Annotated in this window: 21 protein-coding genes and 1 pseudogene; 12 read left to right on the forward strand and 10 right to left on the reverse strand. The window is 45.6% G+C overall.

The window, feature by feature from the left end; all coding sequences use genetic code 11:
- Window positions 1-470 precede the first annotated feature (470 nt).
- The 3 genes from J4N37_RS20560 to J4N37_RS20570 all read right to left on the reverse strand — a co-directional run bounded on the left by J4N37_RS20560 (window position 471) and on the right by J4N37_RS20570 (window position 4,810).
- Window positions 471-2,495: a GNAT family N-acetyltransferase gene (locus J4N37_RS20560; RefSeq protein WP_252043276.1), complete on the reverse strand. Its 2,025-nt coding sequence runs from the start codon at window positions 2,493-2,495 to the stop codon at window positions 471-473.
- Window positions 2,496-2,610: 115 nt separating this feature from the next.
- On the reverse strand, window positions 2,611-3,585 hold the full coding sequence (locus J4N37_RS20565) for a ParB/RepB/Spo0J family partition protein (RefSeq protein WP_252043277.1): 975 nt from the start codon (window positions 3,583-3,585) through the stop codon (window positions 2,611-2,613).
- Window positions 3,586-3,592: 7 nt separating this feature from the next.
- On the reverse strand, window positions 3,593-4,810 hold the full coding sequence (locus tag J4N37_RS20570; protein ID WP_010453700.1) for an AAA family ATPase: 1,218 nt from the start codon (window positions 4,808-4,810) through the stop codon (window positions 3,593-3,595).
- A gap of 1,240 nt (window positions 4,811-6,050) precedes the next feature.
- Between J4N37_RS20570 and J4N37_RS20575 the strand changes: the two genes are divergently transcribed.
- The gene (locus J4N37_RS20575) at window positions 6,051-8,021 is read left to right on the forward strand and encodes a replication initiator protein RctB domain-containing protein (protein WP_252043278.1); all 1,971 of its coding nucleotides are present in this window, start codon (window positions 6,051-6,053) and stop codon (window positions 8,019-8,021) included.
- 638 nt (window positions 8,022-8,659) lie between these two features.
- Here J4N37_RS20575 and J4N37_RS20580 read toward each other — a convergent pair.
- The 3 genes from J4N37_RS20580 to J4N37_RS20590 are packed head-to-tail and all read right to left on the reverse strand — an operon-like array spanning window position 8,660 to window position 10,907.
- Window positions 8,660-9,124 (reverse strand): transcriptional regulator, encoded by a 465-nt coding sequence (locus J4N37_RS20580; protein ID WP_252042152.1) that lies wholly within the window; start codon window positions 9,122-9,124, stop codon window positions 8,660-8,662.
- Window positions 9,124-10,056, reverse strand: coding sequence for an ATP-binding cassette domain-containing protein (locus tag J4N37_RS20585; protein WP_252042153.1), 933 nt, complete (start codon window positions 10,054-10,056; stop codon window positions 9,124-9,126). The genes J4N37_RS20580 and J4N37_RS20585 overlap by 1 nt, the downstream gene beginning before the upstream one ends.
- Window positions 10,053-10,907, reverse strand: a complete 855-nt coding sequence (locus J4N37_RS20590; RefSeq protein WP_252043290.1) for an ABC transporter ATP-binding protein — start codon at window positions 10,905-10,907, stop codon at window positions 10,053-10,055. The genes J4N37_RS20585 and J4N37_RS20590 overlap by 4 nt, the downstream gene beginning before the upstream one ends.
- A 362-nt stretch (window positions 10,908-11,269) precedes the next feature.
- Here J4N37_RS20590 and J4N37_RS20595 point away from each other — a divergent pair, with 362 nt between their 5' ends.
- Both J4N37_RS20595 and ribA read left to right on the forward strand, forming a co-directional pair.
- A complete protein-coding gene (locus J4N37_RS20595) occupies window positions 11,270-11,467 on the forward strand; it encodes a PA3496 family putative envelope integrity protein (RefSeq protein ID WP_045385766.1) in 198 nt (65 codons plus the stop codon).
- Window positions 11,468-11,630: 163 nt separating this feature from the next.
- Window positions 11,631-12,689 carry a GTP cyclohydrolase II gene (gene ribA, locus J4N37_RS20600; RefSeq protein WP_082038694.1) on the forward strand — a complete coding sequence of 353 codons (1,059 nt, stop codon included), beginning with the start codon at window positions 11,631-11,633 and terminating at the stop codon, window positions 12,687-12,689.
- A gap of 80 nt (window positions 12,690-12,769) precedes the next feature.
- Here the strand turns inward: ribA and J4N37_RS20605 are convergent, their stop codons facing one another.
- Window positions 12,770-13,525 carry a substrate-binding periplasmic protein gene (locus J4N37_RS20605; protein ID WP_045385765.1) on the reverse strand — a complete coding sequence of 252 codons (756 nt, stop codon included), beginning with the start codon at window positions 13,523-13,525 and terminating at the stop codon, window positions 12,770-12,772.
- Between the two features lie 68 nt (window positions 13,526-13,593).
- On the opposite strand from J4N37_RS20605, the gene J4N37_RS20610 reads away from it, so the two are divergent.
- The 3 genes from J4N37_RS20610 to J4N37_RS20620 all read left to right on the forward strand — a co-directional run bounded on the left by J4N37_RS20610 (window position 13,594) and on the right by J4N37_RS20620 (window position 16,666).
- Window positions 13,594-15,513: an ATP-binding protein gene (locus tag J4N37_RS20610; protein ID WP_045385764.1), complete on the forward strand. Its 1,920-nt coding sequence runs from the start codon at window positions 13,594-13,596 to the stop codon at window positions 15,511-15,513.
- Window positions 15,514-15,603: 90 nt separating this feature from the next.
- Window positions 15,604-15,813, forward strand: a complete 210-nt coding sequence (locus tag J4N37_RS20615; RefSeq protein ID WP_045385762.1) for a DUF3283 family protein — start codon at window positions 15,604-15,606, stop codon at window positions 15,811-15,813.
- Between the two features lie 136 nt (window positions 15,814-15,949).
- On the forward strand, window positions 15,950-16,666 hold the full coding sequence (locus J4N37_RS20620) for a YebC/PmpR family DNA-binding transcriptional regulator (protein WP_005428886.1): 717 nt from the start codon (window positions 15,950-15,952) through the stop codon (window positions 16,664-16,666).
- 83 nt (window positions 16,667-16,749) lie between these two features.
- Here J4N37_RS20620 and rodA read toward each other — a convergent pair whose 3' ends face one another.
- Entirely contained in the window at window positions 16,750-17,832 is a 1,083-nt protein-coding gene (gene rodA, locus J4N37_RS20625; RefSeq protein WP_252042154.1) for a rod shape-determining protein RodA, read from the reverse strand.
- A gap of 386 nt (window positions 17,833-18,218) precedes the next feature.
- On the opposite strand from rodA, the pseudogene J4N37_RS20630 reads away from it, so the two are divergent.
- Window positions 18,219-19,232, forward strand: a pseudogene (locus J4N37_RS20630) (IS110 family RNA-guided transposase).
- 174 nt (window positions 19,233-19,406) lie between these two features.
- On the opposite strand, the gene J4N37_RS20635 reads toward J4N37_RS20630, so the two are convergent.
- The gene (locus J4N37_RS20635; RefSeq protein WP_252042155.1) at window positions 19,407-20,465 is read right to left on the reverse strand and encodes a DUF2955 domain-containing protein; all 1,059 of its coding nucleotides are present in this window, start codon (window positions 20,463-20,465) and stop codon (window positions 19,407-19,409) included.
- 10 nt (window positions 20,466-20,475) lie between these two features.
- Window positions 20,476-21,525 (reverse strand): HlyD family secretion protein, encoded by a 1,050-nt coding sequence (locus J4N37_RS20640; RefSeq protein WP_252042156.1) that lies wholly within the window; start codon window positions 21,523-21,525, stop codon window positions 20,476-20,478.
- A gap of 119 nt (window positions 21,526-21,644) precedes the next feature.
- On the opposite strand from J4N37_RS20640, the gene J4N37_RS20645 reads away from it, so the two are divergent.
- The 5 genes from J4N37_RS20645 (at window position 21,645) to J4N37_RS20665 (ending at window position 26,060) form a co-directional block, all read left to right on the forward strand.
- Window positions 21,645-22,565, forward strand: a complete 921-nt coding sequence (locus J4N37_RS20645) for a LysR family transcriptional regulator (RefSeq protein ID WP_114092552.1) — start codon at window positions 21,645-21,647, stop codon at window positions 22,563-22,565.
- Window positions 22,566-22,649: 84 nt separating this feature from the next.
- Window positions 22,650-23,318, forward strand: coding sequence for a hypothetical protein (locus J4N37_RS20650; protein ID WP_252042158.1), 669 nt, complete (start codon window positions 22,650-22,652; stop codon window positions 23,316-23,318).
- A 9-nt stretch (window positions 23,319-23,327) separates the two neighbouring features.
- Complete coding sequence (locus tag J4N37_RS20655) at window positions 23,328-24,026, forward strand: ABC transporter ATP-binding protein (protein WP_252042159.1); 699 nt, start codon at window positions 23,328-23,330, stop codon at window positions 24,024-24,026.
- Complete coding sequence (locus tag J4N37_RS20660; protein WP_252042160.1) at window positions 24,014-25,282, forward strand: ABC transporter permease; 1,269 nt, start codon at window positions 24,014-24,016, stop codon at window positions 25,280-25,282. Before J4N37_RS20655 ends, J4N37_RS20660 begins: the two co-directional genes overlap by 13 nt.
- Window positions 25,275-26,060, forward strand: a complete 786-nt coding sequence (locus J4N37_RS20665; protein ID WP_045385754.1) for an outer membrane lipoprotein-sorting protein — start codon at window positions 25,275-25,277, stop codon at window positions 26,058-26,060. The genes J4N37_RS20660 and J4N37_RS20665 overlap by 8 nt, the downstream gene beginning before the upstream one ends.
- The last annotated feature ends 24 nt before the right edge of the window (window positions 26,061-26,084 follow it).

The raw sequence follows: 26,084 nt of genomic DNA on the forward strand, positions 1-26,084 counted from the left end.
TCAAGGTTTATCGTAGCGGTGACATTCCAATCTGGTGCTTGGACCTCATAGCCGGAAGATACATGTAATGATCAATTGTGGAAAGTTTTAATCTATTTTGAGTTGGGGTATGAAGATGACTTGTTTTTAAGTTCAGAGCTGAGCGTAATGCACTTCGCCTATGTATTTAAAAGATGATAGCCATAGGCGCCTAAGCTTCTAATTCGGCATCGAACGAGTCTACAGCCCACTCCCCTTCCCTTTGAACATTACTTGCAAAGCGACTTACGAGCGAAGTCTAATAGCATAGACTTGCGTACCGTTTTGACCGTTCGATTAGTCCTTTCGGTCGTTTACACTGTAAATTTGGCTCTGTATAAACGGCGAATTTTTGGGGCCATCGCGATAGTAGGAACCCTAAGTAGTTTGTTTGGATTTACAGTGTAAAATCAACGTGGCTAGTCGTCAGCGGTGGAGTACTCAAATACCGTTTACAGTGTAAATTTTGCCAGCAAAACTTGTAGCTCAGAACGAAGTGTCGACTCTACTTGTTTTCGTCCCAATAGCCCGTATTGTCTTGCACACTGACTCCAGTCTTGATTTAACAGCAGCTTACTGATCATCAAATCAGACGCTTCACCGAGGCCATTTTGCCAAAGCCATTGTTGAAGCCATACAGAGACAGATTCAAAACTATTTCCTCCGCAAGCATAATGCTCGATCAGAGATAGCTTTGTTTGATTCAATGGAGATACTTCCATTGGCAGAAAAAACAAACTACGGATTAAAGAAGGTTCTAATCGAGGATAAATTGAAGAAGCGCTCAACGAAATAAGTTCTTCGAATAGAGCCTTGGCCTCCTCAATCCAGCCTTGATAAGGTTGGGGACTGCACTGACGAATCATCAAAAGTGAATAGCAACCACTTGCAGCATCACGCATAGTTCCGAGGCGAATGGCGTCAAAACCAGAACGTTGCCAGAACCGAATCAACTCAGACGTCGCTCCAAAGCTGGTGGAAAGATAAGAGATATGAGATGGAGCATCCTCTTCCAGTTTTGCCAGCATCTGCTGGCCAATACCTTGTCCTTGAAACTCGGGATGAACAGCAATTCTCATCACACGAAGGGTAGAAAGCGCCCCAACTTCTGGATACCCGAGTTGATTAATAATGCTAACTGGAGCCAAATGCCCTTTGGGACGGCGTCTACCAAGTTGAATCTCTTTAACTATGTTCTCATCAAGATTGCCCTCTTCCACTGTCATCATCACACCGACCACATCACTGTCATGTAGAGCAACGTAAATTTGGCTACATTCATCTTGCAATAGATGCAGTAAATCGCTAGGAGAAGTTTGATAGTGCGCATTAACCAATAGCGCGAAGCATGTATTCAACACGGAAGGATTAGAAATCAATTCTGACTTACGGAGATTGACCAATGTAATCTCGCCAATCTCAGCCACATTAATCGGTTCAAGCTCAGCGTTCAAAAGAAACGCCTCATATAACCATGTCTCTAGTTTGTCATTGGCGCTCCAACGGATAGGCTGTTGAAGATGGTGACTCTTCATTCCCGGTCTTTGTTCTTTCAACCATTCAACAAACTTAAGCGTAAACCCTCGACCACACCCTTCATAGCCATGTATCGTGCTCGAAAAGACCAAACGATGATAATGTTCCGTGATTTGCTTGAGCATTGGCACAGGGATCGCTGCGGCTTCATCGACCAGCAGTAAATCACAATCTGGTAAAGAAGAAAGTAACTCGTCGGGGGCAATAAATTGGATGTACCCTTGCCCTGCTTCCAAGCGGTCTTTCTTAACTCGTTGTGCGGTTGAAAGCAATCGCAAAGCATGCTGATAAACAGATTCAACTGCTTTAATGTTTGGCGCAGTAACCAAAATACGCATTGGCTTTCGTTCAAGTAATTCCGCGCAAGCAATACCTAAAGCGCTGGTTTTACCTCGACCACGGTCAGCAGTCAGCACCAATGGACGCTTGCGATGTCCAGTTACAACTTTCTCAACCAAAGCTACCGCTTCTATTTGTTGCTCGAACTGGTTTTCCTTCGCACCAGATTGCACACTCGATAACTTCGGCAACGGAAGGCTCTGGTCTATCACAGTTAGTTTTTGCCAATGCATTTGCATCCACAAATCAGCTTCGCTTGGATGCTCTGGTTTATTGGCGATAACAAGCAGCAATCCACCGCCAACCAAAGCACCAAGAGCAGCGGTAAAACTGTTGGCATCAACTCCGCTTCTCGCATCAAACAATAAAACATCGCACTCACGACCAAGCAGCATATTGCCTTGTTTGCCAGAGACACAAAAAGCCCCTTCAAGAGAGCAATCACCGACACAGAACCAGGTCTGATTCGATTGATGTTTGTAAAAGTCAGCAATTAGCGCATCTTGCCATTCGGGTTCACCATAGATAACCACGCCACGACGTTGAAACGTATCATGAGATTGAGTTTGAAGTTGAGAAAGGAATTCAGATTGAGCGAGCATTAGGTATATCCGAGCATTAAACTGACGCCATGTTATCACATCTCGATGCATGGAGACTTTGCCCAATTACAGACATAAAAAAACCGCCCGAAGGCGGTTTCAAAGAAGAAGAGATTTACTTCATTTTGCTCTCAACGAAAGCTAGAATCTCGTCCATCAAGCTGTCGTCAACTTTCTTCAAGTTAAGAGCAAGGTTGTTACCTTTGCGGCTGTAGCTTGCACGACCTTTAACAAGGTCGACTTTTTCAGCTTTCTTAGTCGGCTTCGCAGGTGCTAATTCTACAATCCAACTTTCAATGCTTTCTGTCACGTCTTTAGTTAAGCGAGCCACGCCTTGAGCCGTGCTTCGCTGCCACAAGTAGCCTTCGGACGTGCGGCACTTTTCCAATAGATTTTGCTGCTGTTCACCCGTCAATGACGAAAATTGCTTATGCAGTTTCACGATAGTTGGTCGACCTAAGTCACCTACATTTGGGTAAGCTTGCAATAGTTCTAGAGGCAGAGCAGCCGCTTTTAATGCACCGCTCACTAAGGCTTCACTACACTGGAACATTTTAGCTAGCGCTTTCTGGTCTTCTGCTTCACCGCTTTCGAGCTTCGCCTGCATCTCTTTACCTTTTTCGTAGAGAGACAGAGGTTTGTGCGCGTTCGCTACATCAGAAAGGAACTTAGCATGATCGGTGTTGATACCATCAGCAACGTAAACCAAGAAGTCTTGTTCAGCCAAGATACAAGACATACGTCGACGGCTACCATCAAGAACTTCAATCTTTCCTTCTTGAGTACGACGACCAACCGCGGGATACTGCTGGCCACGCTCTTTCAATGTGACCAAAACATCCGACAACGCATGTTCGTTTAAGAAGGACTGCTCACGTGCGTTATCTGCAAATACCGTGGTATCTGCTGCAACTTTATCTGCTGGGATACGAACCAATTCAAACTGAACTGTGTTCTCACCCGCAACAGCAAGTTCGATCGTTTGTGCTTTATCTTTTGCCGCCGTTTGCGCCTCTTGAGGTGTCGCAACACGACGCTTATTGGTTTTACCAAATAATTTCGCGTTTAATTCAGACGTTTTCAATGCCATTTATTCATTACCCCTGATTTAATGACGGCCAGTTAGAGTGCAGTACGCGCTCTAGTTCTAATGCACTCTTATGAACCGCATCTTGTGCCGTTGCGAGTGTTTTCTTACCACCTTCGAAGTCGCCTACGGTCAAGTCAAACACAGTGCTGTAGGTGTCAGCACAGGTTTCGAATGCTCGACTACGAGGAATGGTTGCCATCATAACTTGGTCACCCAAAAGATAGTTCATTTCAGTTAGAACAGAAACTTGCTTCTTATTGTCGTCTTCAAACATGGTTGGCATCAGGCGGACAAACTCGAGACCATTCCAATCTTCAGGGAACATCTCGTAAACCGTAGGTAGGTGTTGGAAGAAGTTTACTGTTGAAGCCCAATCAAGACGCTTAGCTGCACAAGGAATCAATAGCGCGTTTGAAGCAAACATTGCATTCCAAACCAGCGGGTCAACGTGTGGACCTGTATCAATCATAATCACGTCGAAATCATTCGCGATTTTATCAATCAATTGCTCTTTCAAAAGACGAACGATGTCTAGTGATGGGTCTTCAGACAGAGTCTGCCACGCTTCAGCGTTGAACATTGCATCTTCTGGGAACGCAGAAATTGACTTCAAGTTCGGGTATTGCGTCGGCAACAGCACGTTCTTATGTAGGAATTCACGATCGATTTCAACACCGTCAGGCACGTTGCCAAGCATGATATCAACCGCTGAGTAGATGTTGTCGTGCTCAGCCACACTGATTTGTGGGTTCAAGAACAGACGCAGAGAGCCTTGAGGGTCAAGGTCAATCAAACAAATACGGTAGCGTTTATCTAGGTTTAGTGCCAGACATGCCGCTAAGTGAACCGCTGTCATCGATTTACCCGTACCACCCTTTTGGTTTTGTACGTTGATGATCCAGGGTTTATTCTCAGAATTCTTTTTGCGTTCGTGGAATTTTGGCACTTCTGCCGCATCCATTAGCATGTGTGCTTCTTCAAGCGTAATTGAATAATGGTTGGCATTATTCTTTGTAAATTGATGACCTTCCGCTTCCATCTTACCGATAGCATCATCCAGCTTACGGCGAGTCAAACCTGAGCGGGTTTCCATCATTGCCTTAGACATTGGTGGGAAGTAGTTGTCACTACGCTCTTCCAAAACAATCTCAATACGGTCAGCTTGAACTTGTTGTGTAAGTTCTGCTAGCTCTTGGAGATTTTCAATTGTTGTTTCTCTTTTCATGCCAAATTCCGTTGGAAGGATATCTGCATTTTATTGTACAGCACTGCAATCCAAAAACAACAAAAAGGTGCACAGGCATTTTGAACAATCATCACACATAAAACACTAACAAACGACTGTTTTATGATTTCATCATAAAAATATAACAAGAATTAATCGAATATTAGCGAATAAAGCGATTGATACTTGTATGGTTTTAAAGTGTTACGACGTCACTTATTTACAATGTAAATATAACGTTTTACCGGAACGATTATAAAAAGGTACTAAATTACGGATAGTGCGAGATGAATCTAGTATTTGATGATGATTCAGCGTTTTTATATAAAAACACAAAAAGAACCGCCTTGATCATGCGTCCAGTACGTTTAAGTATGTAAAGGGCAATATTAAACGGAAGTATGATCAAGGGCTCTTCATGATCATACTTCCAGTAAGAACAGAAAATCCGAAAGCATGATCAAGGAACTTATGTGTCCTTGCGCGCGACATATCAATTTTTCATTGCGATCAAATTACCGGAAAAATGATCAAGTGCGTTTTAACCTCGGAAGCATGACTTTTCACGGTCAATTTACGGCAGAATGCAGATAGACTGGGGGATGGCAACAAAATAAAGACGTAAAACGCGGAACGATGAAATCAAGCATCATACAAAATATAGCAAAGACCATCATGATCATGCTTTCGACGAACCCTTACCAAACCTTTTCAGGTGACAACATTCAAATGAAAAAGCCAAGTTTTCACCAATTGAACATTTCATGGTCAATATTGAGAACAGAACGATGAAATGCCTCTCTCTTGATCATCGATCCGGAGACAAAATGAGTCCACACAAGCGATCGTTGCTATAGAGTTCTCTTGGACTGACTCGATCTTCTGTGGATAAGTTGTAGAAAGATGATGATCATCGTTTCACGACCTTTTTGATCATCTTTTCAGAAATTTAATGATCATGCTTACGGCGCTTTGTGATCATGCTTTCTGGCTTTTGTTGATCATCGTTTCGGAATAATCATGATCATTGTTCCGAATCGCCGCTTTTAAATATCCATTTAAAACATGAACTTACGCCGTCAAAAATCTCCAGATCATTAGATCATATAATCAATTAAGATCAGATTAATCAAAAAGATCAGTTATTTAAAAAACAAAGATTTTTTCTTTATTTATGATCTGTTTTTCTTTATTCTTCGGAACCATAGCAAAACTACGGCTAGTGTGATCTGGATCTAAAATGATGGCTGATGAAAAAATTCTGATTAAAGCGCCAAGAAGCCATAAGGATGGGCACCTTTTTGAGGTACACGAATCTTCTGCAGATTGGGTAGAACAATACCAACACTTCAAAGGGGTGACTAAGAGCATCTTAGAGTTGCTTAATCTGATCTCCTTACGAGGGTTCAGCAGCAAAGACGGTTTGGTCTCCACAACAGAAATTGTGGCTGCAACCGACGGTCAACTAACCAGAGCCGCATTACAACAACGCTTACGTGCTGCTGTAGGTATTGGTTTGTTTACTCAAACACCAGTGCGCTTTGAAGAAGGCCTTGCTGGTAAAACCATGTTGCACAAGTTCGTTAACCCTAACCAGCTAATCTCAGCCTTAGGAGCCACCAGCTTAGTCACAGAAAAAGTTCGTCAGAGCGAAAAGCAAAAGCGTTCTAAGGCCTTGGCACAAACCCAAGTGAACAAGCGCTTGTTGAATGAACATGGTCTGAATACCCCACCGATGATGAAGGACGAAGCGGATCAATTTGTCGTTTCACCAACTAACTGGGCAGGGATCATCGACCAAGCTTTAGCGCCACCGCGCACTCGTAAGAGCTACCAGAAATCGATGGTGTCGATCTCTGGCACCAAAGCTGTGATTGAAACACGATCGTCGAAAAACATCATGACAGTGGACGACCTGATGACGCTGTTTGCTCTGTTTACACTGACCGTGCAATACCATGATCATCACAAAGATCAGTACCACATGGATGCGGCGCATGTGCCGAATAAAACCCCGTTGTACATCACTGATATCCTATCTTTACGTGGCAAGAAAGACAGCGGCCCCGCTCGGGATTCAATCCGCGACAGTATTGATCGTATTGAATTTACAGATTTTCAATTGCATGAACTGACTGGTCGCTGGCTAAGTGAGAACATGCCAGAAGGCTTTAAGAGTGATCGTTTTCGCTTCATTGCCCGAACCATTACCGCATCAGAAGAAGCGCCTGTTGAAGGTGCCGACGGCGAAATTCGAATTAAGCCAAACTTGTACATCCTAGTCTGGGAACCTTCGTTCTACGAAGAACTGCTGACGCGTGATTATTTCTTCTTGTTCCCGCCAGAAATTCTGAAACAGCACACCTTGGTGTTCCAGCTGTATTCGTTCTTCCGTAGCCGCATGGTGCGCAAACACACCGATTGCATGTTGCTAAGTGAGTTGAACCAAAAACTGGCACGCAACATCGAATGGCGTCGTTTCTCAATGGATCTGATCCGTGAGTTGAAGCGCCTGTCTGACGGCAAAGGGACGGAAGATCTTTTCGTCGTAAATCTTTGGGGATACCACTTAACGATCGAAACGATGATCCAAAGTGGAAAAGTCACGGATTACCAAATCGATATAAAATGCGATGTGGAAGAGGTGTTACGCTACTCTCGCGCCCGGACCACCAACGCAGGAAAGCGCAACATGGCGCCTACGCTGCCAAACCCACTTCGTAATGAGATGGTTACGAGGCAGCAGCTAGACGAGCTCTCAGGCATCATAGACGGCGAATTTGAGCCTATTCAACGTAAAGCGCCTTCTCCACGTGGCAATTTGGGCCGTCGAGTGAAACAGAAAAAGCACCTGGTCGAGATCAACGCGGACGAGATAACCATTACTCTATCCAAATATACCTCTCCAGAGGCCCTAGAACGCAGTATAACGGCTTTATCGGCGATGACAGGGCATTCCTATGCCTCAATCAAAGAAGAGTGTTCTGAGTTCATTGACAAGCTTGATTATCTGCGAGTAGGGGAGGCACCTCTGCCATACGAGACATTGAGTAAGACCGTTGAGCTGTATAATGGTCAAAATGATATCAAGCATCTTACTATTGAACGCTTGATAGCCGGTTTGGCGGTTCGTCGAAAAGTATGTAGGCAGGTGTTTGAAGGCCATGTGGATGATATGGTAATTAGAGCGCTTGATGAAATGGCAATCTAATTACCTGCATTAAAGTGTTATTTGAGCAATAAGTATGACTGATTGATTCTAAATGTAACAATGATTTTCGCTGATAGAATCCAGACTTAACTCTTACAAGGGGCTGACATTGCAGTGCAATTCAGTGACTAATATCTATCTCGAATAGACAACCTTTTGTCCTTTCTGATGATTAATAGATTGGCTCATATTGTTACATTCATTCTGAATAGACTTCGCGAGTTTCCTTTTGGGGACTCGCTTTTTTTTTGCCTCAGCTTTGTTAAAGTGCATGAATATGCAAGTGATTTTTTATTGTTCGCAATATTGCTTAATCTTGATGTTTCACTGCAATAATTGACTAAATGTCTGGAATGTATTTGGCTAAAATAGATTTTTACCGTGAATATTGATGCAAACTTAAGCTTTATTATTCATGTGGTACTTGGTTTCTTGCAAAATGATGACTTTTCTATGACAAAATTGTCATTATGCTGCGTTAAATTTTGTGATGTGAGTCACGCGCTAACGTGCTCACGTTAACATGTTATTTTGGACCTTTTTGGACCATATTGTCATATTCAATAAGAATTGACTTAGCGAGTCTCTTGCGCAAGAGACTCGCTTTTTTTCATTTAAACTTCAGCTCAATTTACCTCTTAGTTAGCCATCTTTCTTTTCATTTCATTCCAACCAAGATAGCTCATCACCTTAATATGTGCACTGATTAGCGTGTCCGAGTTTACCTTCCAGAGGGCTTGCTCTTGTTCATTTTGCTGATTGCAAAACTCTAGCGACAGTACGGTGACATGCTGTAGCCGCTTTAAGCACCAATCTTTAATCACAACATCAGTCATTGCATCACAAGCCGTATGCTCTAACTTTGCACTAATGTACTGCAACGTTTGAAATGCTTTATATGGGTCCTGATGCCTGGCATGTTGAAACACTCTAAGTCCACCATCTAACCAACAGGCGATGGCTTTACTCTGTTCATCAGTTAGCTCTGGGCCAAACACAGCAACAGGCGCTTGGTATAAGATCGCTTCTAAGTTTTCTACTTGATCATGCTTCCGATTTTCATACCAATCTGAAATCTGATCTTGCCAGGTCATCAAATCCATTAGGCTGCCTCAGTCCATTGTTTTACAAAGTGATTTGGTCCGATTTGATCATAGTCTTCGACCACAACGCTGCTGCGACTGCGGATCTCATCGGCATCTATGGAATAGTTTGGTTCACTTTCCACTAGGTTGCCAAATGGCAGATCAGGATCCGGTACCGCAGAGATCAATAACTTAGTGTATGGGTGCTGTGGATTCTTTAAGATCGCTTGGGTATCTCCCCATTCGACGATCTGCCCTTTGTACATCACAGCCGTTTCTTCAGCGATGTAATGCGCGGTTGCAAGGTCGTGAGTGATGTATAGGAACCCGATCCCCAGTTCTTGCTTCATACGTTGCATCAGATTGAGTACGCCTAAACGAATCGATACATCCAGCATCGACGTCGGTTCATCAGCGAGGATAAGTTGTGAGCCTACCGCTAGAGCGCGCGCCAGATTAACGCGTTGACGCTGGCCACCGCTGAGTTCGTGAGGGAACTTGTTCAGCGTTTCCTCTGGCAACTCTACCAAATCCAACAGCTCTAGCAGTTTGGCTGGGATTTCTTTGTCACTTTTCACTTGCTTATGAATCTTCAGTGGGCGAGTTAAGTGATGGCGAATAGTATGGGTTGGGTTTAAAGAGCCAAACGGGTCTTGGAACACCATTTGAACCTTACTGCGGTAATCCTGAATCTCACCACGAGCAGTAATGTCGTTGATGTTTTTGCCATTGAAAAGGATCTCACCATCGCTGGCTGGATAGACCTTGGTAATTAATCGCGCGCAGGTGCTCTTGCCGCAACCTGATTCGCCCACCAGCGCGAGGGTTTTGCCTGCATAAAGATCAAAGCTAACGCCCTGAAGCGCACGGAAGGTTTCTTCTTTGGCGAAGCCACCACCGACTTTGAATTCCTTGATCACGTTTTTCATTTGGATGATCGGTTTACTCATGCTGGTGCTCCTTCCGTATGTGGCTGTTTATGTACATCGTGAATATTCGGGAACGAAGCCCAAAGCTTTTGGGTATATTCGTGTTGAGGATGATTGCGGATTTCGTATGAGCTATTCACTTCAACAATCTTGCCGTGGCGCATAATGGCAATGCGGTCGCACAATTGGCTCATGAGCGCTAAATCGTGGGTAATAAAGAGCACTGAGAAACCAAACTCGTCACGTAACTGATAGATTTGCTGCAAAATCTCGCGTTGTACCACTACATCGAGGGCGGTGGTAGGCTCATCCATGATGATCAGCCTTGGGTTGAGGGATAAGGCTATTGCGATCACCAATCGCTGACGCATACCACCAGAGAACTGATGTGGATACTCGCCCAAGCGGTTTCGGGGGATATTGACGAGATCGAGAAGCTTCTCTGCACGGTCTTTGGCTTGCTCGTTGGTTAATCCTTTGTGGTGGCGTAATACGTCGGCAAATTGTTCCTGAACCGTGAGTACCGGATTCAGCGAGTTCATGGCACTTTGGAACACCATCGCAATCTCGCTCCAGCGTAGCGTATTTAGATCATTATCAGGTAGGCGAAGGATGTCTTTGCCTTCAAATAGAATTTGCCCACCAGAGATAAACGCGGGCGGCTTGTGCAGACGGTTGATAGAGAAAGCAATGGTACTTTTACCACAGCCTGATTCACCTGCCAGACCAAATATTTCGCCTTTACCAATATCAAAGCTCACCGATTTCACAGCATTGAAGTCGCCGTTGTCGGTGATGTAATCCACACATAACTCTCTGATCTGAATGACAGGATCAGAGTGATATGCCTGATTCAGGTTTAGTTCACTCATCATTACACCTTACCAATACAAAAAGATAATCATTATCATTATCAGGTGTGTAAGATTTACGAAAGGCAAAACCGTCCAATCAGTGAAGTGACTCGAAAGTTGAGTGTAATAAAAAGAATTTTTTCCGTTATGGAAGTGTGAATTTACGAGGGAAAAATGAGAGCTGGATCAGCTCACTTTTCGTAGGGGGAATTCTTCAAATTTAATCGCTAAAAACGCGCTTTGCAAAAACTAAATGATGAATCTATTAACGAGTTAGTGAAAGGTCGAAAGGGGTCACATTTCCCCACAGTTTTTCTTACCTCAGCGGTAGGGGTTTGCTATAGATTAGCCATCGAAAACATGGTGTGTTCGGAGGAAATATGTCCATTAATTCTATCGACCATGAAGAGATGAGCAACATTGCTCACAAGTGGGAGCTCCCAGAAGAAGAATCCGTTGTGAGACCTGAGAAAACTGTGAAGTCTGCCGAAGCAAGACGTCGTATTGAAGCACTTCGTGAAATCCGTGAAAGCGGCTTAAGCGTCGAAGAAGCAAGGGAACTTGGCTTAATTCACTGATTCTCCACTGCGGAATAAAACCTTAGGGTAGTCATAAGGCTGCCCTTTTCATTTTCTGATTTACACCAAATTGTTTGACTTTCTTATCCTGCGTTACTAAACATTATATCAATAGCGATATGCTTTTTGTTGACTATTGAATAGCAACGTCAGGAGTACGATTATGGTTGATCAGATCCTTTTTTATGAACCCGATGAATCTCACGGTTTCCTCTCCAATTTTTGCCAAGTCCCGATCAGAGTCTCTACTCAATTTTGGCCTACCAGCGAACATTATTATCAAGCTCAAAAGTTTAGCGATCCCGAACTAAAAAATAAGATTCTCATTGCTAAAAGCCCCGATGAAGCCTTTGCTTTAAGCCGCAAACATCAGCACTTAGTGCGCGAAGATTGGGATGAAGACAAGCTCTCTGTGATGGCGTTTATCGTACGTGAGAAGTTTCTGCAAAACCCTCAGCTTGCTAAAAAGTTGATGCAGACAGGGAATGCATGTCTAACAGAACATTCGCACAAGGATGCCTTCTGGGGCGACGGTGGTGATGGTTCCGGTCAGAATCATTTAGGTGAGATCTTAATGAACGTACGTGCAGAACTTAAACACCGAGAACCTTATAACTTGGTTCGCTTTGTCGATAGAGCCAAACTGCCCACTCAATGGGGGACATTTGTCATGCATGGCTTTATCGAGAACGCGACGGGAAAAGAGCATCTTGCGTTGGTGTATGGTGAGCCTTCTAAAAGAGAAGCGCCACTGATTCGCTTGCACTCAGAGTGTTTAACCGGTGATGCGCTGTTCAGTACGCGTTGTGATTGTGGATTCCAGCTTAATCGTGCGTTGCAAAACATCGTCGAAGAAGGCAGCGGTGTGTTGCTCTATCTTCGTCAAGAGGGCAGGGGGATTGGTTTAATCAACAAGATTCGTGCGTATCATCTTCAAGATGAAGGAGCTGACACCGTTGAAGCCAATGAGCGTCTTGGCTTTGCTGCCGATATGCGTGATTACGCGTTTTGTAAGGGTATGCTGGAACATCTTGGAATCGATGAAGTGCGTTTGATGACTAACAATCCACGTAAGCTTGCAGCGCTTAAGAAGGTGGACATTAACGTGGTTGAGCGAGTGCCACTACAAGAAGGTAATAACCCCAATAACCAGCACTACTTACAAACCAAAGCCAACAAGCTCGGCCACATGTTCGACCCTAAGTTTGTGGAACAAGATTAGTTGCTGAAACTAGATAAAAATCAAACAGCCAGCTTTTTGAAGCTGGCTGCTTTTTTTTATGACTGATTAAGTGTGAACGACTAGATGTATTTTTTGATGATATCGTCGATTTGTCCCGAACTTTTTAGTTCTGCTAGGCGCTTATTGATGAAGCTCTGCACTTTTGGATTCATCTCCGGAGAGAAAGCCAAATAGATGGAGTAATCTGGAATGACAGAGCTGAAAGATTGGATCTGGAAGTCTCCCATTGGCAGTTCTAAACGTTTGATGTTGTACACCACACGCGATTCCATTTCGACAAACGCGGTATCACCAGGGGTTCGTTGCAGAACGCGATATGCGGCGTCGTAGTCTTTGACGCGCATTTCATTGACGGTACCGTTTTCAAAGAAAGGGCTCAAGTTTGGGTAATCAAAGCCAAGCAGCAGCACAATTGAACGACCTTGCATGTTCTGCATATCGCTGAATTTAAAGGGGACTTTGCTGCTAGAAACCAGTACGTGTTTTACAGTGTAAATAGGTTGTTCAGAGAGGTTTTCCGATTGCACCTTGCCCCAATTCGGGCTGCCATAAGTGACCCAATTCTCCTCTCCGCCCGCTTCAAGTACTGAAATCATGCGCTTAAATGGGTAAGTGTGGTATTTCACCTCATAATCGGATTCGGCAAAGATTGCACTTACGATGTCAGTCACAATTCCGGAATGTTGTTCACCTTGTTGTTCTATTTGGAATGGTCGAGCTTGCTCAGAGATAACGTAGTAGTTCACTTCGCTCGCCATGGTGTGTGCGCTTAAGGCCATAAAACTAAAGCCTAATGTACGTAAGAGTCCTTTCATTCTAACCTCGATTATTGTCGTGACCTGACTATATTTATAGTAGCGCAAGTTTAAGGGATCGATTTCATATGGATACAATAGAGCGAGTTCAACCCAGATTTAGCATCGGGAATCAATTGATGTTGGCGATTTTTGCGTTGAGTTTAATCTTTACCGTGATCAGCTCTTCCATCAGTTTGTATCGTGATTTCAGCGATGATCTTGTTCGCTTGGATAAAGAACTAGAACAGGTGAAAACCAGCTACCTTTCCAGTTTTTCTGCCAGCCTGTGGGTTGAAGACCGAGAACTGTTACGTGCACAGGCTGAGGGAGCCATGCGTTTGCCGTCGGTTGATTACTTAAGAATCGCAACGCCGGATGAAGTGATCTTCGAACTAGGCAGCGCATTGACGGAAGATCGGATCGAGCGTCAATGGCCATTGCAATATGACACAGGGGTAAAAACGTATGATCTTGCTCAAGTGACAGTGCAATCGGATCTCAGCCCTATCTACCAAGGGTTATGGCAAACCTTCTTTTTTCTCGTGATCGCGGAAGCGATCAAGATCTTTTTACTCATCCTAGGTGTATTATGGGTTACGTTTCGCTTGATGGTGAAACCATTGCAGTTGCTTTCTGGTGCGGTGAGTGATTTCAGCGGTGGCCATGTACCAAGTAAGGTGCAGCTTCCTAAGCGTTGGTTTTTCGACGAAGTAGGTTTGTTAGAACGCAAATACAACCGTAGTGTTGAGCGTGTTAGTGAGCACCAAGTAGAAATCGAAGCTGCGCGCGACAAAGCCGAAATCGCAAACCGTAAGAAGAGCGAATTCCTTGCCACTATGAGTCATGAGATTCGTACACCAATGAATGGAATTATCGGTGTTGCCTCTTTACTCAGCGATACCAAGCTTGACGAACAACAAAAAGACTTGGTCTCCATTATCAACAATTCGTCAAACTCGCTGATGGTAATCATCGACGACATACTCGACTTTTCCAAAATTGAAGCGGGCAAGGTTGAACTGGAAAGCACGGCCTACAGTCTATTCGATTTGTTGCAGGAGGTTGGACGCCTTCATACTGTCAAAGCCCAACAGAAGGGGCTACAACTGGTTTGCGATATTGATCCTAAGTTACCGCTAGAAGTCGAAGGGGATGTTGGCAGACTTAAACAAGTGTTGAGCAACCTGCTCAGTAACGCGGTAAAGTTCACTGAGCGCGGGCACGTTAAGTTGATGGTGTCACAAGTGAGCCGAGAAGAGGGGGTTGCGAGCGTGAGTTTTCGAGTGGTGGACTCTGGTATAGGCATCGCCAAAGAAAACCAACAAGCGGTATTTGAGAAGTTCCAACAAGCCGATGGCAGTACAACGCGTAAATACGGAGGCACAGGTCTTGGTTTAGCGATTTGTAGCAGTTTAGTTGAAGTCATGGGGGGGAATATTCGCCTGACCAGTGAACCCGGTCTAGGAAGCTGTTTTGAATTCACCATTCCACTCAATATCGTCAGTGACAAGCTGATCGCCTCCAATACGATTAATGTCCTTGAGTTTCCAAATGGTGACACCAATACCTCTGAAAATACAGAGCTAAAGCCTGACAGTGGAAAACCATGGGTACTGGTGGTTGAAGATACTGAGGTCAATCAGAAAGTAGTGCGTATTATGTTGGAGAAGCTCGGTATGCAAGTTCGAGTTGCTGAACACGGTGAGGAAGCACTTAAACTGTGCCAAGAGCATCAATTCGATCTGATTCTGATGGACTGCCAAATGCCAGTGATGGATGGTTTTGTTGCTACAGAGAATATTCGCAAGATGGGTGTTTGGGGTAAGCAAGTACCGATTGTTGCTTTGAGTGCGAACGTTATCAAAGAAGATCAGCGACGATGTTTTGCTATTGGGATGAATGAATTTGTTGCTAAACCGGTGACAAAAGAACGCTTGAAGCAAATTTTTGAGCAATACCTGCCGGAATCATTGCAAACGCGATCCAACCCCAAACATGCAACTTGAAATTGATCAAGTAAAGTGTGTTTCACTTCTTAAATGCTAAATCTGTGTGTTATAGTGCGCGGCTAGTATTTAAGTACCTTGAGGCTGTACATGTCGTTTAATCTATCCCTATTGCCGCCTGACGAGAAAAACAAAATCGAACTTGATAAGCAAGCGTCGTTTTTAGTTTGGAAGCTTAAAGAGGCGAAATCTGGTCCTGAGGCAATAGAAGAACAGCTGTCTAAGATTAACGATGCTGATGAGAAAGTGTTTTTTCAACAGGCAGTCGATAAGTACAAACGAGTGATGGGTGTCGCGTAGAGCGGAACGTGGCTATGGTGCAAATCACAGCGGCGAATGAGGTATTCTCCCCATTTCTTTGCAGGGTGAAAAGGTAAAATTCTTCACTCTTTGCTAAAATCCTTCGCATTAAATTTGAATTTAGAGAGACATCCCGATGGGAAGAAGTTTTGAAGTGCGCAAAGCCTCTATGGCGAAAACTGCAGGCGCAAAAATTAAAGTTTATTCCAAATACGGTAAAGAAATTTACATGTGCGCGAAAAACGGTGGTGGTGATCCAGACATGAACTTGTCTCTGAAGCACCTGATCGCAAAAGCGAAAAAAGACCAAGTTCCTGCACACGTTATCGATAAAGCGATCGACAAAGCGAACGGCGGCGGTGGTGAAGACTACACACCAGCACGTTACGAAGGTTTTGGCCCTGGCGGCACAAGCGTGATCGTAGACTGTCTAACAGACAACGGTAACCGTACATTCCAAGACGTTCGCCAATGCTTTGTTAAGGTGGGTGCGAAAATTGGTGTTGAAGGTTCTGTTTCTCACATGTTCGATCACCAAGCGGTATTCCAATTCAAAGGCGAAGATGATGAAATCATCCTAGAAACGCTAATGATGGAAGACGTGGACGTTACTGACGTTGAGCTAGAAGATGGTGTTATCACTGTGTTCGCACCTCACACTGAGTTCTTCAAAACAAAAACTGCGCTTAACGGTGCATTCCCAGATCTAACGATCGACGTTGAAGAAATCACATTCGTTCCTCAGACTCACACGCCAGTTGCGGGTGAAGATGCAGAGAAATTCCAGAAGTTCCTAGATCTTCTAGACGACTGTGACGACGTTCAACAGGTATACCACAACGGCGAACTATAATTCGGTTTTCCAGTTGTAAAAAAGGCTTCCCGAGGGAAGCCTTTTTTGATCGTATAGTTTGCCTGTTTTATTGTGACTAGCGTTTAGGTGTTTCGATACTTGGAATAACACAGTGACATGATCACGCCAAAACAGATACCTTGGGTTAGCATCGCCGTACCACCGTAGCTAAAGAACGGCAATGGGCTCCCCATAACCGGCAATAAGCCACTTACCATGCCTGTGTTGATGAAGGCGTAAAGGAAGAAGCTCATCGCCAATGCACCGCTCACTAAACGACTGAAAAAGTGCTCAGATTGGCACGCCAGCAGCATTACACGTGCGGTAATGAACAAGTACAATCCCAACAACACCACACAGCCAATAAAGCCCCATTCTTCTGCATAGGTCGAAAAGATAAAGTCGGTATGGCTTTCTGGAATAAAGCCTAGCGTGCCTTGAGTCGCATTCATCCACCCTTTGCCCTTCATGCCGCCAGACCCAATCGCAATCAATGATTGAATGATTTGGTAGCCTGAACCCAGAGGGTCCGACTCAGGATCTAGGAACTGGGTGACACGGCTTTTTTGATAAGACTCCATGACAAAGAACCAGAGTATTGGAGCTAGTGTAAGGACGCTCACTAAAAATCCACCAATTATCTTCCAGCTCATGCCTGCAAAGAACAGTACAAACAACGCGTAAATCACGGTGAAGATAGCGCCGTCCAAGTCAGGTTGTAAGGCAATTAAGCCCGCAGGAACAAAGGTGATCAGCAAACAGAAAGCAATTTTTCGAATGTCTGGTCGCCCACCTTCTAGATGCAGCATCCACGCAATCATAATGGGAATGGAGAGCTTGATCAGCTCAGAGGGTTGAAAGCGGAAGAGGCCGATATCGAGCCAACGCTGCGAGCCATTGGTGCTATCGCCAAACAGGGCAACGGCAGCCAAGAGCGAAACCGCAACCAGATACAAATAAGGCGCTGAACGTTGATAACTGGACGCAGGAATCGACGACATGACCAAAATACACACCAGCGTCAAACCGCATCGAGCGAGGTGCTTAAATAGCATAGCTTCATTAAATCCACTGGCACTCCAGAGAGTGAGTGAACTCAATAGCATGATCGGAATGATCGCCATCAAAAGTGGCAAATCAATCCTAGGGAAGAAACGCTTGTTCATCTTCTACAACCTAAAAACGCCCCAACGCGGGGCGAAAACAACCAGAACTCTGCGAGCTCAAACTATTCCGATGCTAAGAATCCAATTTGGAAATAACAGACACCACGCAAAGGTGTGCAAGAGAGGAGTGTGCGACGCCGCCTGTTATGGGTAAGCTGACTTGGAAAGTCGTGGGAAGGATAAATACACCAGGCTGAGGCTTTGCGCCACACTTTTTATAAGGTTGAAATGGAAATTGGTACAGACAGCGCAATGAAATGAGCAGATTCGCCTTAAGTATTGAGCATTTAAGGCGATGGCATGATTAGGCTTGGGCTTAATTATATGGTCCGCCCCACTCTCAAGCCCTTAAGCTTAGAGTAGGCTCTCAGAATGAGGTGAACCATATGTCTTCTATTCATATTTTAGGTATCGACCTAGGCAAGCACTGTTTCCACGCTATCGCTCATAACCGTTCAGGTGCAGAAGTATTACGTCGTAAGTTTAGTCGAAACCAACTCCAACGTTTCCTTTGTAAAATCGAACCAACAACCATTGCTTTCGAAGCTTGTGGCGGTGCTCATTGGCTTGCTCGCAAGAGTGGTGAATACGGTCATTAAGTTCGACTTATTCCTCCCCAGTACGTTAAGCCTTATGTCAAAGGCAACAAAAATGATTTCATAGATGCATCAGCAATCGCAGAAGCCGCTGGTCGACCAACAATGAGGTTTATCGCGGTAAAAAGTGAAGAAGCCCAAGTTATCGCAGCGATTCATCGTGTCAGAGATGGTTATATCAAGGAGAGAACGGCCGCCATGTCTCGAATTGGGGCTATCTTGCTTGAGTTCGGCCTAAGTTTTCCAAAGGGGCATGCAAAGATGAAGGCTCTCTTCCAATGGCTAGCAGAGCAAAAAGCGTCTTTACCAGAAAGCTTACTCGTTGAATTAGTGTCTATCCACGAGCATTACAAATACCTTAATGAACGAGTCAAAGTTCAAGACAGTAAGCTTCAAGCCGTTGTTAACAATAACGAAAGTGCACAATTGCTGAAAACTATCCCTGGCGTTGGCGACCTCACATCGACGTTGTGTGTTGCCGATGTAAGTTCCCCAAGTAACTTCACCAATGGTCGGGAAATGGCTGCATGGTTAGGGCTTGTGCCGAGACAGTTCTCTACGGGAGGAAAGACCAAGCTACTTGGCATGAGTAAACGAGGCAATAAACATCTCAGAACTCTGTTTATCCATGGAGCAAGAGCAGTTCTCTCAAGGCTAGAAACGACAGGGAAAGTGTTTGGAGAGTGGCTCATCAAGCTCCGGGCGACGAAGCCATTTAATGTTGTGGTCGTAGCACTTGCCAACAAGCTAGCAAGAATAGCTTGGGCGGTGTTATACCACCGCCAAGCTTTTAAGGCTGTATAGCTATAACCAAGTTTGCAACGCCAATGAACGTGATGACAAAAACGGTCAATCGACCAGATTAAGAACCTGACACAAAAAATAGCGTTAAACGCTTTGGGCTTTTTAAGGATAATCTGGCGCAGATATCATCGTGGAGCTGGGAAGCTAGTGCTCCCAACAAGGACTCCGAATACATTAGCGCAAACCAACTCCGTTATGACTTAATTGTAGTTGCAATAACGGGGCGGACCATACATTTTTTGGTTTGTGCGTGAAATGGTACAACGCCCACAGCACAAACAAAGTCACGGTGAGCTCCCAAGCTCGGAGGAAGGTGCTCTCCAAGCCCAGTTCATTGCTGGTCATGTAGAGTTGAATCGGCAACATGGTCGCCAATAACGCATCGGCATGGACATCTTTGGCTGGGCCTTTCGCTTTTGCCATTGATGCGGTAATCATAAAGGCAAGCAGACCCAATACGATGGTGTAGTAACCGAACGTGGACTGATGCCCAGCCATCAACAAGGTGAACACTACAGCTAATGCACAGCCGCCCACCTGAGTTTGAAAACGGCGGTCAACCACGTCGATAAAGCTTTTGTGTGTGGTTTGTGTTGCGGCGGCAATCACAGGCACCAAACAAAACGTTGCTGAGATGATGTCGACAATCATCAAGAACGCCACACCAAGACCAATCAACGCGAGTGAAATCGCTCGGTTCTCAAACGTAACAGGCTCTTCTTCAAATACTGGAGGCTTGCCGCCACGTTCAACAGGGAATAGAGCTACCATGGTTTTCGCGACGACCATGGTAATCAGCATCGACAGCAAGATTTCATGGATGCGCATTGGCATGTCCATGGTGGTATGCTGAGCAAACACCACAATCAGAATCCAGTTGAAGGTTGGCATTAGCATCTGACCTTTCTTCGGCGGCGTGGTAGCTCTGCGGCGCATAAAGTCGAAGAAGAACAAGCTAATGGTCCACACCACAAACGGATGCTGCGAAAACACTTCAGTTACCACTAATGCTGCACTTGCTGCTAATAACGTAGGTAGCAAGGTGCGAAGCAGACCAAGCCAAGAATAGTCTTTGTTCTTGGTCATGATGATGGTTGGGTACAGCGCCAGATAAACTGGAGAATCAAGGTTCAGCAGTTTGCCCAGCACCATACAAATTGTCACAGTAAGGGCGACACGCAGTGCTTCATTACGCTCAGAGCGATTTTGAAACAGGCTTTCGAAGGTCCGCATGGTTCACCTCTTAGTAGATGTAGCGGAACATCGCCACCAAGTGAATCCAAGCCGAGCCAATGACATCCATGATTGGATTGCCGCTTTCAACGATCACACTTGCTCGTGAACCAGAAATCATCGACGGATCCAGCTCGTTGACCGTAATGCGGGTACGTACTTTCTGTTGCTCACGGATCCAACGAGTATCATTGGTCACGCTAGAAAGCTGCCCATTAGCATTGTTGGTATCGTAAATCGCACGCTCTTGGCTGCTGACTTCACCACTAAATACTTTGCCCGGTAGCGCATCGAAGGACACCAACACTTCGCGACCATTAGTTAGCTTATCAATGCCTTTTTCGTTGAAGTCTGCACTGATCCACGCATGAGCTTCGTCCACCAGCATCAATGACGCTGTGCCTTGTGTGATGTAGCTGCCTGATTGCAGTTGCAAGTTAGTTACCACGCCTTCAGTTTGCGCCACGATTTGGGTATGGCTTAAATCCAGCTCTGCGCTGGCAAGCTTAGCTTCTGCCAACTCGATAGCTGCCGTACGGTCTTGAGTAGAAAGCTCTGCTTCAATACGTTTCACTTCTGCGTTCGCTGCTTCAACCGCGCTGCTGGCGACTTGTGTATTGGTGATCGCGTCATCAAGTTCTTGCTCTGTTGCCAGCCCTTTGTTGCGCAGTTTTTGGTTACGCGTCAGTTTTTGCTTCGCGTTGTGGTATTCGAACTCGCGTTGGCTTTGGGTTTGTTTCGCTGCTGCCAATTGTTGCCATTTCGCGGAATCTGATTCACGTGCTTGGCGCAGTTCGGCTTTGGCTTGTGCCACTTTCAATTGGTAGCTGCTGGCATCGATAGCAAACAGTGGCTGACCTTTTTCAACCAATTCACCGTTATTCACCATCACATCCGTAATCACACCAGATACCTCCGGCGCAATGGTTGCGACATTACGATGCAGTGTCGCTTGGGTGGTGAAAGGGGAAAGATTGTCTGAGGTGACTAAAAAAGCGGAGAACAAAGCAGCCGCTGAAAAAACAGTGTATATCGCGTATTTATAAATATTTTCTTTCACGTCTGTACCTAGTATTCATTCGTTATTACGCGCCGCGTTCACGGCATATTCGGGTCTCTTTTCTACGTGGGCTAGGTTATACTCATCTAAAATTGGAAAAAATAACCAATGGAAGAAGTATGAATTCCATATTTGGAAACGTTGATGATCTGTACCTGTTTTGCTCAGTGGTTGAGCAAGGCTCTTTGCTCGCGGCAGCGAAAAAGCTCGAACTGCCGGTCTCTACCATGTCTCGTCGTTTATCGGCGCTGGAAGCGCGTCTAGGATTGAGATTGCTAGAGAAGAAAGGACGTGAGTTGGTGGCAACCGAGACAGGCTTACAGGCGTTTGATCAGCTCAGCAGTGCGATGGCGCAGATTGAATCTGGCATTTTGCAGCTCAACCAACAAAGTCAACAAGTCGAAGGGCGAATTCGATTGGTGATGCCAAGCCGCTTTTACAATGACTTGGTTGATAAGGTGGTTGAGGATTACATCAAAACCTACCCAAAAGTGACCATTGATCTTCTGCTTAGCCAAGTGAATTCGATTCCAGAAACCGATCGTGATCTAGTGGTGACGTTCGATTTGGATGGTTTGGACGACATGATCGCGCGCCCGTTGTTTAAAGTAGAGCACGCTTTCTTTGTTAGCCCAGAGTACTTAGCGCAAGCAGGTGGCAGCATTGAAAGCTTAGAGGATTTAGCCAAGCAAGACTGGGTAGCCAGCACACACACCACACAAGTGCCTATCTATCAGAAAGACAAGCTGGTGGACATGCTCAACTGCAAGCCGCGCTTAGTGGTCAATGACATAACAGCGGTGATCAAAGCGGTGGAAAACGGTTTGGGAATGGCGTCAATCCCATTACGCCACGTTAAGCCTGAATTGAATCTCGTGCGCGTCGCACCATCCTATAGCCGCGGGGATCGCGAAGCCTATTTGGTTTATCGTCAGCGTAACTATCAGCCTAAAGCGCTGACCTTAATGGTCGAAGCGATTTTGCAGGCTTCAGAGGAGCGAAACCATTCATCCTCTCTCAATACCATTCACTCCGCATAACTGCCATTGGTCGCATGCAAAAGCAGCGTGCGATCTTCTCCCTTAATCTGAAACCATCAAATCACGTTCAACTAAGGACAGTACATGATGGTTTCTCAATCTCGCTCAATTAAAGCTCTTAAACTGGCAAGTACGTTTATCGCCGCATTTGCACTTAGCATCAATTTGGCTCTGGCTAATCCAAGCGAGCGCACACTCAGTCAATTCAACCAAGCGGCGCAGGGTGACTCTGGCTTAGTTGATACCGTTTACGGCGAATTATCCAAACAACTCGAAGAGCAGGGCGCAACGCCGGTGACCTTGGTTTACTTAGGCAGTGCGGAGACGTTGCAAGGTCGTGAGGCGTTTATGCCTTGGAACAAGATGAAGTTCACCGAGCGCGGTCTTGCCACAATCCAAAAAGGCTTGGACTTAATGGCGAATCAGCCATTACCACTGCAAGAACAACAACGCTTACAAGGCTTGCCGGAATACCAATTAGCCACCGCTATGGCAGCCACTACGTTTACCTCTTTACCTGACATGTTCAATCACTTTGAGCGTGGCTACGAGCTGTACCTTTCATTGCTCGATGAGCCGAGTTTTAGCCAACAACCTTTCGCGGCAACGTCGTGGATTTATCGCTACGCCATTGAAGCGGCACTGCGTGCTGAAGATGTTCAACAAGCCAAAACATGGTTAGCGCAAATGGAGCAGTTGGGTGGCAGCAATTTAGAAACGCAAACCGCGAAAGCGCTGCTAGCGAAATATTAGGGAGGCGTCATGATCGTTTTTAATCAACTTAGTCGCGATTACGCCCTTGGCAGCCAAACCGTACGTGCATTGCGAGACGTGTCTGGTGAAGTGTTTGCCGGCGAAATGGTGGCTCTGTGTGGGCCGTCTGGCTCAGGCAAAAGCACCTTACTTAACGTGCTTGGCATGCTGGATACTCAATACCAAGGTCAGGTGACATTTGCAGGCTGCCCATACCCAACCGGACAAATGCAAGCTGCGAAAATGCGCCGTGAAAAGCTGGGTTTTGTGTTCCAAAAATTCAATCTTGTGCCTGTGATGACGGCGTTGGAGAACGTTGCGTATCCGTTACACCTTAACGGCTTTTCAAAAGCGGAACAAACCGAGCTCGCCACACAAATGCTAGAACACGTTGGCTTAGGCGAGTTTATTCATCATATGCCCGATAACTTGTCGGGCGGTCAGCAGCAGCGTGTGGCAATTGCTCGTGCGTTAGTACACAAACCGGCATTGGTGATTGCTGATGAGCCAACCGCAAGCCTTGATAGCCAAACTGCCAACAAGGTCATCGACATTATGAAAGGGCTCGGACACGAGCTTGGTACCACTTTTATTGTCGCCACTCACGACCCTCGCATGGCATCCCGCTGCGATCGAACCATTGAATTGGTGGATGGCAAAATTATCCAAACGCACGCAAGTGTGGAGGAGGTTTCATGGGCAAGCTAATTCCAGTTTCCGTTCGCCTTGCTTGGTTGAACCTGCAACGTAATCGCCGTCGCAGTTTGTTGTCGATGCTGATCATTGCCATTGCCGTGTTTGCGTTAACCAGTGCGGGCGGTTTTGGTCTATACACCTACGACAGTTTGAAAGAATCGACAGCACGTGACACGGGGCATCTGACGTTAACCACGCCGGGTTATTTCGCTAAAGAAGAAGAGATGCCACTGAGTAACGGTTTAACTCACGCCGACGACATCACCAAGCAACTGATTGGGTTGAATGAAGTGCGAGGCGTGCAGCCCCGAGTTGAGTTCAGCGGTTTGATTTCCAACGGCAACAAATCCTCGATCTTTATCGGCATTGGTGTTAACGAACGCGAATTCGATATGAAAGGACCGTTTTTAGATGTGCGTGAAGGACAGACGCTGTCCAACATTCATGCATCGCGTTATGACCCTGCAGAGCCAGAAGTGATGCTTGGCGTTGATTTAGCGAACAATCTAAGCGTGCACGTTGGCGATTGGATTACCTTACTGGCGACTACAACCGATGGTGCGTTGAACGCGTATGACTTCAAAGTGCGTGGCATCTACTCAACAGGCGTGCCTGAGCTTGATAAACGCCAGCTGTACGTGCACATCAACAGCGCGCAATCGCTGCTCGGTTCAGACAAAGTCAGCGCGCTATCTGTCTTCCTATTCGATACCAGTTTAACGAGCCAAGTCGAGCAACAAGTTGCTTCGGTTCTGAGTAAGCAAAAGCAGAACTTTGGTGATCAAGATATTGAAATTACGCCTTGGCAAGAACGTGCGTTCTTCTATCTCAAAGTGAAAGATTTGTACGACCGTATCTTCGGCATTATGGGCGCAGTAATGGCGCTGGTGGTCTTTGTCGCCCTGTTCAACACCATGACCATGTCGGTAACAGAACGCACTCGTGAAATTGGCACCTTGTCAGCACTTGGTAGCTACCCTCGCGAAATCATTGCTGGGTTCTTGCGCGAAGCAGGGTTACTAGCGGTGATTGGCAGCTTAATCGGCGCTTTGTTTACTGCATTAGTTACCATTTTCCTGATGGTCGTGGATGTGCAAATGCCGCCACCACCAGGACGCACAGAAGGTTACCCATTGACGATTTACTTCTCTTGGGAGCTGGTGGCTGTCGCAGGATTTGCAGTATTGATGATTTGTTTGATTGCGGCGTTTTTCTCGGCGCGCAAAGGAGTGAACAAGCCAATTACGGAGGCACTGATTTATGTTTAATTTCAAATCACTATTACCAATTGCACTGCTGACGGTAAGCGGCATCGCAAGCATGAATGCCAGTGCGAATGAAACTGCGCTAGATGCACTGCAAGTTGCGCAATTGATTGAAAAAGCGGACAGTTACCGCTTGCACGATGATTCCTCCAAAGTGGTGTCACTGGTGCGCTTATATCAAGACCAAGAGTTAGATAAAACTCGCCTCTATCACGTGTACACGCGCCCAAATCGTGAATCACTGGTGGTGTTCAAATCTGCGGTTGAAGCCGGGCAAAAGATGCTGATGATGGGCGACAACTACTGGCTGCAAATGCCAAAGAGTCGCCGTCCGATTCGTATTACGCCGATGCAAAAGCTGCTTGGTGAAGCGTCTATCGGCGACATCTCAACCCTGACGTGGAGCCAAGATTATCAAGGTGAATGGAAAGCGACAGAAACTGTTTCGGTGAATGGAGAAAGTGTTGCGGCTTATCACCTTGCCTTAACCGCGAAAACCAAAGGGGCGAGTTATCAGAAGATCGACTTGTGGTTGTCTGAGCAAGATGCGTTTCCAATCAAAGCTGATCTTTATTTGCGCTCTGGCAAACTCGCCAAGCAAGCGCAATACGGACGTGCAACCGACAACGGCGAAGACTACGTCAGTGAGATGACCTTGCTTGATAGCATTCAGCCGAGCAAAAAAACCGTTATCGAGTACCAAGAAATCGTGCCTTGGCAACTGGACAATAAGTTCTACAACCCAAGCTATTTGCCTAAAGCCAACACGACTCAGCTTTAGTTTCAACTCCGTAAACAGAGCGAT

The organism is Vibrio sp. SCSIO 43153 (assembly GCF_023716625.1).
Taxonomy (GTDB): domain Bacteria; phylum Pseudomonadota; class Gammaproteobacteria; order Enterobacterales; family Vibrionaceae; genus Vibrio; species Vibrio rotiferianus.

Coding starts and splice junctions, on each gene's coding strand:
- J4N37_RS20560 (WP_252043276.1), bottom strand. CDS start 2,495: ATGCTCGCTCAATCTGAATTCCTTTCTCAACTTCAAACTCAATCTCAT.
- J4N37_RS20565 (WP_252043277.1), bottom strand. CDS start 3,585: ATGGCATTGAAAACGTCTGAATTAAACGCGAAATTATTTGGTAAAACC.
- J4N37_RS20570 (WP_010453700.1), bottom strand. CDS start 4,810: ATGAAAAGAGAAACAACAATTGAAAATCTCCAAGAGCTAGCAGAACTT.
- J4N37_RS20575 (WP_252043278.1), top strand. CDS start 6,051: ATGATGGCTGATGAAAAAATTCTGATTAAAGCGCCAAGAAGCCATAAG.
- J4N37_RS20580 (WP_252042152.1), bottom strand. CDS start 9,124: ATGGATTTGATGACCTGGCAAGATCAGATTTCAGATTGGTATGAAAAT.
- J4N37_RS20585 (WP_252042153.1), bottom strand. CDS start 10,056: ATGAGTAAACCGATCATCCAAATGAAAAACGTGATCAAGGAATTCAAA.
- J4N37_RS20590 (WP_252043290.1), bottom strand. CDS start 10,907: ATGAGTGAACTAAACCTGAATCAGGCATATCACTCTGATCCTGTCATT.
- J4N37_RS20595 (WP_045385766.1), top strand. CDS start 11,270: ATGTCCATTAATTCTATCGACCATGAAGAGATGAGCAACATTGCTCAC.
- ribA (WP_082038694.1), top strand. CDS start 11,631: ATGGTTGATCAGATCCTTTTTTATGAACCCGATGAATCTCACGGTTTC.
- J4N37_RS20605 (WP_045385765.1), bottom strand. CDS start 13,525: ATGAAAGGACTCTTACGTACATTAGGCTTTAGTTTTATGGCCTTAAGC.
- J4N37_RS20610 (WP_045385764.1), top strand. CDS start 13,594: ATGGATACAATAGAGCGAGTTCAACCCAGATTTAGCATCGGGAATCAA.
- J4N37_RS20615 (WP_045385762.1), top strand. CDS start 15,604: ATGTCGTTTAATCTATCCCTATTGCCGCCTGACGAGAAAAACAAAATC.
- J4N37_RS20620 (WP_005428886.1), top strand. CDS start 15,950: ATGGGAAGAAGTTTTGAAGTGCGCAAAGCCTCTATGGCGAAAACTGCA.
- rodA (WP_252042154.1), bottom strand. CDS start 17,832: ATGAACAAGCGTTTCTTCCCTAGGATTGATTTGCCACTTTTGATGGCG.
- J4N37_RS20635 (WP_252042155.1), bottom strand. CDS start 20,465: ATGCGGACCTTCGAAAGCCTGTTTCAAAATCGCTCTGAGCGTAATGAA.
- J4N37_RS20645 (WP_114092552.1), top strand. CDS start 21,645: ATGAATTCCATATTTGGAAACGTTGATGATCTGTACCTGTTTTGCTCA.
- J4N37_RS20650 (WP_252042158.1), top strand. CDS start 22,650: ATGATGGTTTCTCAATCTCGCTCAATTAAAGCTCTTAAACTGGCAAGT.
- J4N37_RS20655 (WP_252042159.1), top strand. CDS start 23,328: ATGATCGTTTTTAATCAACTTAGTCGCGATTACGCCCTTGGCAGCCAA.
- J4N37_RS20660 (WP_252042160.1), top strand. CDS start 24,014: ATGGGCAAGCTAATTCCAGTTTCCGTTCGCCTTGCTTGGTTGAACCTG.
- J4N37_RS20665 (WP_045385754.1), top strand. CDS start 25,275: ATGTTTAATTTCAAATCACTATTACCAATTGCACTGCTGACGGTAAGC.